The following is a 5,386-nucleotide window of genomic DNA, read 5'->3' on the forward strand; positions in this document are numbered from 1 at the left end:
GCATAGCGCGATAGGCGCTGCGCACAGCGCCGCGTAACCGCCGCCGGAAACCAGCGCGCAGACACGGTCACCGAGCTTGAAGCCCGCGGCGTCCAACTCGGCGGCATTGCCACCGATGATGATGCCCGCGACCTCGAGGCCAGGCAGGTCCGATGCACCCGGAGGCGGCGCGTACGCACCCTTGCGCTGCAGTACGTCCGGCCGATTGACGCCGGACGCGGCCACGCGGATCAACAGTTCACCGGCCGCCGGCTGCGGGTCGGGGCGCTCGGCCTCGACCAGCACCTCGGGGGCGCCGAACTCGCGGATCGTGATGGCTCGCATGGGCGTCGCTCAGCCAGGCTTTACTGCTGTTGCTGGTCTTGCTGTTGCTGCTCTTGCTGCGGCTGGTCGCRCTGCTGCTGCTGCGCCTGACCCTCTTCGGCCGGCGCATCAGCGGCAGCACCTTCCGGGCGCTGCTCGGCGCGCTCGCGGCGGGGGCGGTCGCCACCGCGATCGCCACGATCACCACCACGGCCACCGCGGTCGCCGCCGCGGTCGTTGCGGTCACCGTATTCACGGCGCGGACGCTCGAAGCGCGGCTCTTCTTCCATGCCTTCAGGGCGCTCCAGCAGAGCCTTCATCGACAGCTTGATGCGGCCCTTCTCGTCGGTCTCGAGCACCTTGACCTTGACGACCTGGCCTTCCTTCAGGAAGTCCTCGACCTTCTCGACGCGCTGGTGGGCGATCTGACTGATGTGCAGCAGGCCGTCCTTGCCGGGCAGGATGTTGACCAGGGCACCGAAGTCGAGGATCTTGGTGATCGCGCCTTCGTAGACCTTGCCCACCTCGGCTTCGGCGGTGATTTCCTCGATGCGCTTCTTGGCGTGCTCGGCCTTGTCTGCGTCGGTCGAGGCGATGGTGATGGTGCCGTCTTCGCCGATGTCGATCGTGGTGCCGGTTTCTTCGGTCAGCGCGCGGATGGTGGCGCCACCCTTGCCGATCACGTCACGGATCTTCTCCGGGTTGATCTTCATCGTGTACAGGCGCGGGGCGAACTGGCTGACTTCCGTCTTCGCGACGCCCATGGCTTCGACCATCTTGCCCAGGATGTGGATGCGCGCTTCCTTGGCCTGAGCCAAAGCGACCTGCATGATTTCCTTGGTGATGCCCTGGATCTTGATGTCCATCTGCAAGGCGGTGATGCCCGAGGTCGTGCCGGCCACCTTGAAGTCCATGTCGCCSAGGTGATCTTCGTCACCSAGGATGTCGGWSAGMACCGCRAAGCGSYYGCCTTCCTTGATCAGMCCCATSGCGATRCCGGCCACGTGGGCCTTCATCGGCACGCCGGCGTCCATCAGCGCGAGGCAGCCGCCGCACACCGAAGCCATCGACGAGGAGCCGTTCGACTCGGTGATTTCCGAGACCACGCGCATCGTGTACGGGAAGTCTTCCTTGCTCGGCAGCGCAGCGATCAGCGCGCGCTTGGCCAGGCGGCCGTGACCGATTTCGCGGCGCTTCGGGCTGCCCACGCGGCCGGTTTCGCCGGTGGCGAACGGAGGCATGTTGTAGTGCAGCATGAAGCGGTCTTCGTACTCGCCGGCCAGCGCGTCGATGCGCTGTGCGTCGCGGTCCGTACCCAGCGTGGCGATCACCAGGCCTTGGGTTTCACCACGGGTGAACAGGGCCGAGCCGTGGGTGCGCGGGAGCACGCCGTTGCGGATTTCGATGCCACGCACGGTGCGGGTGTCGCGACCGTCGATACGCGGCTCGCCAGCGAGGATCTGACCACGCACGATGCGGGCTTCGATCTCGAACAGCAGGCCCTCGACGGCGACGCTGTCGAAGTCCACGCCTTCGGCCTTCAACGAAGCCATCACGTTAGCGGTGGCTTCGCGGCAGGCTTGCGTGCGGGCTTGCTTCGAGCGGATCTGGTAGGCAGCGCGCAGCGGGCCTTCGGCCAGTGCGGTCACCTTGGCGATGAAGGCTTCGTCCTTCGCGGGGGCTTGCCACTCCCACACCGGCTTGCCGGCGTCGCGCACCAGGTCGTGGATCGCGTTGATGGCGATCTTGCCTTGGTCGTGGCCATAGACCACAGCGCCCAGCATGATGTCTTCGGGCAGCTGGTCGGCTTCGGACTCGACCATCAGCACGGCGGATTCGGTGCCGGCGACAACCAGGTCCATCTTCGAATCGGCCAGCTGGGTCTTGCCCGGGTTCAGCACGTACTCGCCGTTCACGTAACCCACGCGGGCAGCACCGATCGGGCCATTGAACGGGATGCCGGACACAGCCAGCGCAGCGCTCGAGGCGATCATCGCGGCGATGTCGGCTTGAACTTCAGGGTTCAGGCTCAGCACGTGGATGACGACCTGGACTTCGTTGAAGAAGCCTTCAGGGAACAGCGGGCGGATCGGGCGGTCGATCAGGCGGCTGGTCAGCGTTTCCAGCTCGCTCGGGCGGCCTTCACGCTTGAAGAAGCTGCCCGGGATCTTGCCGGCAGCGTAGGTCTTCTCGATGTAGTYGACGGTCAGCGGGAAGAAGTCCTGGCCGGGCTTGGCGTCCTTCTTGGCCACCACGGTGGCCAGCACCACGGTGTCTTCGATGTTGACGACGACGGCACCGCTGGATTGGCGGGCCACTTCGCCCGTTTCCATCACGACCTGGTGCGGGCCCCATTGGAAGGTCTTGGTGACCTTGTTGAACATGCTCATGGATAGTCTCCGGTGATTTTGCGGCGCACTTGCGGTGGCACCCGGAAGAACCGGGAGCAAGACGGCGGCGGGTCGTATGCCATTCCAGCAAGCGGCAAAACAGCCTCCTGGAATGACACAGCAACAACCGTGGCAGCCTGCTCCTACGAACCGAAAAACAAAGAGCCTGTGCCGGAGCAGACCCCGGACAGGCTCTTGGGTCGACCGCCGAGCCGCCCCAAGGAACACCCTCCCCCTCGGGGGGCGGGCATCGCTTGCGGTGACCTGGAGGCGGTCGCGATCATTCGGCGGCGATTTACTTGCGCAGGCCCAGCTTCTGGATCAGCGACGTGTAGCGGTCGGCGTCGCGGTCCTTCAGATAGGCCAGCAGGCGCTTGCGCTGGTTGACCATCTTCAGCAGGCCGCGACGGCCGTGGTGGTCCTTCAGGTGGGCCTTGAAGTGCGGGGTCAGCTCGTTGATGCGAGCGGTCAGCAGAGCGACCTGGACTTCCGGCGAGCCGGTATCGGCAGCAGCGCGGGCGTGGGCCTTGACGATGTCGGCCTTGTTGATGTCAGCCACGGACATGGCGATTTCCTTATGGGATATGGAAGCCGCCGACGGCCTGAACTGTGCAGGCTGGGCCGAACGGTTTCCGGTTTTTCACTTGCGATCACGGGTGAAACCGACCCGTGTCGTGCCTGCTTCGCCTTCAAGCGCCAAGGCGCCCGAAGTGCAAAACCGTAGGAGTATAGCCGATCAATGCATTTCGCCTTGGAATCGGTTACTGCCCGACACACCCGGCCCGGGATGATCATGAAGCTTCATCGAAGGGTCGCAAAACACACCAATCGAGGGCTAAACGCCTTGATCGGCCCCGAACCGACTTGGATACTGCGTCGCTCAAGCAGGCCCATCACAACGAGGAGCGGGTGCCAGGATCCCAACAGTCCATGCACCCGAAGGGCTTGCCCAACCCCTTTGATTTCAACGTAGGAATCTCATGCAACTGAAGAAGACTGCTCTGCTGGCCGCGATCGCGGCGCTGGCGACCGCCAATCTGGCCTTCGCCGCCAAAGACGACCACCTGAGCCACCGCTGCTACACCGTGGCCCCGGAAGCCAGCGAGCGCGCCCGCATCGACGACAACCTGACCGCCTTCCTGCGCATGCAAAACGCTCGCGGCGTCGACACGGAACGTGCTGTCGCCAGCGTGACGATCCCGGTCTGGTTCCACGTCATCAACAAGGGCACCGGCCTGTCGAACGGCGACATCCCGCAATCGCAGATCGACGACCAGATCGCCGTGCTGAACGCCGCCTACGCCAGCACCTCGTTCAAGTTCACGCTGGCCGGCGTTGACCGCACGACCAACGCCACCTGGTACACCATGGCCCCGGGCTCTTCCGCCGAGAAGAACGCCAAGACTGCCCTGCGCAAGGGCGGCGCCGACGCGCTGAACCTGTACACCGCCAATCCGGGCGGCGGCCTGCTGGGCTGGGCGACCTTCCCGAGCGACTACGCTGCGAAGCCGAAGAACGACGGCGTCGTCGTGCTGTTCTCCAGCGTCCCGGGCGGCACCGCTGCTCCGTACAACGAGGGCGACACCGGCACCCACGAAATCGGCCACTGGCTGGGCCTGTACCACACCTTCCAAGGTGGTTGCGCCAAGCCGGGCGACTCCGTGGCCGATACCCCGGCCGAGAAGTCTGCCGCCTTCGGTTGCCCGACCGGCCGTGACAGCTGCAGCACCAAGAAGGGTCTGGACCCGATCACCAACTTCATGGACTACACCGACGACAGCTGCATGAACCAGTTCACCGCGGGCCAGACCAGCCRCATGAACCAGCTGTACCAGCAATACCGCCAGCCCTGATAGGGCCGATCCGGTTCTTGCCGGATGAGCGAAAGCCGGCCCTTCGTGGCCGGCTTTTTTCCTTGAAGACGCTCAGCTCTGACCCGCCTCGGCCAGGTCCCATCGCGGCCGAACCGAAAAACGATGTTCATTGCTCAAGACAGCCAGCCCCGCCTGACAGCGCATCGCCGCCGCCAGCGCAATCATCGCGCCGTTGTCAGTGCACAAATGAAGTTCGGGGTAGTGCACTTTGGCGCCCAGCCTGGTGCAGGCAGCACCGAGTTCGCTTCTGAGCATCGCGTTCGCGCCCACGCCACCGGCAACCACCAGGCGACGCAGCCCCGTCTCGCGCAGCGCGCGCATCGACTTTCGCACCAGCACCTCGACGATCGCCGCCTGTGTGCTGGCGGCCAGATCGGCACGCTGCTCAGCCGACACCACCGGGCCCAGGCGCTTGAGTGTCGTCATCACTGCGGTCTTCAGGCCGGCGAACGAGAAGTCGAGGTTCGGCTGGTGCAGCAGCGGGCGAGGCAGTTCGTAGGCGTTGCCGCGGCCGCTTTCAGCCAACCGAGCCAGCGCCGGCCCGCCGGGATAGCCCAGGCCCAGCAGCTTGGCGGACTTGTCGAAAGCCTCGCCGGCCGCGTCGTCGATGGTCTCGCCCAGCAGCTCGTAGCGCCCCACTCCATCCACGCGCATCAACTGCGTGTGGCCACCAGAGACCAGCAGCGCAACGAAGGGAAACTGTGGCGGGTCGGCCGAGAGGAACGGCGACAGCAAGTGCCCTTCGAGGTGATGGATGCCCAGTGTCGGCCGGCACAGCGCCGCCGCCAAGCCGCAAGCCACGCCGGCGCCCACCAGCAG

The 5,386-nt window shown here is 65.4% G+C and carries 5 protein-coding genes; 1 reads left to right on the forward strand and 4 read right to left on the reverse strand.

Annotation, left to right across the window (positions count from 1 at the left end):
- From AC1DYI_RS25375 to rpsO, 3 genes are all read right to left on the reverse strand, one after another.
- Positions 1-324: alcohol dehydrogenase catalytic domain-containing protein (locus AC1DYI_RS25375; protein ID WP_477206911.1), on the reverse strand; the 324-nt coding region annotated here is incomplete at its 3' end.
- A gap of 20 nt (positions 325-344) precedes the next feature.
- On the reverse strand, positions 345-2,693 hold the full coding sequence (gene pnp / locus AC1DYI_RS25380; RefSeq protein ID WP_477206912.1) for a polyribonucleotide nucleotidyltransferase: 2,349 nt from the start codon (positions 2,691-2,693) through the stop codon (positions 345-347).
- 295 nt (positions 2,694-2,988) lie between these two features.
- Positions 2,989-3,258, reverse strand: a complete 270-nt coding sequence (gene rpsO, locus AC1DYI_RS25385; protein ID WP_477206913.1) for a 30S ribosomal protein S15 — start codon at positions 3,256-3,258, stop codon at positions 2,989-2,991.
- Between the two features lie 415 nt (positions 3,259-3,673).
- On the opposite strand from rpsO, the gene AC1DYI_RS25390 reads away from it, so the two are divergent.
- A complete protein-coding gene (locus AC1DYI_RS25390) occupies positions 3,674-4,546 on the forward strand; it encodes a zinc metalloprotease (protein WP_477206914.1) in 873 nt (290 codons plus the stop codon).
- 72 nt (positions 4,547-4,618) lie between these two features.
- Here AC1DYI_RS25390 and AC1DYI_RS25395 read toward each other — a convergent pair.
- Positions 4,619-5,386 (reverse strand): tRNA (adenosine(37)-N6)-threonylcarbamoyltransferase complex transferase subunit TsaD (locus tag AC1DYI_RS25395; protein ID WP_477206915.1); only part of this gene is annotated, 768 nt, incomplete at its 5' end.

It is taken from the genome of Ideonella sp. P3_A4 (assembly GCF_056403075.1).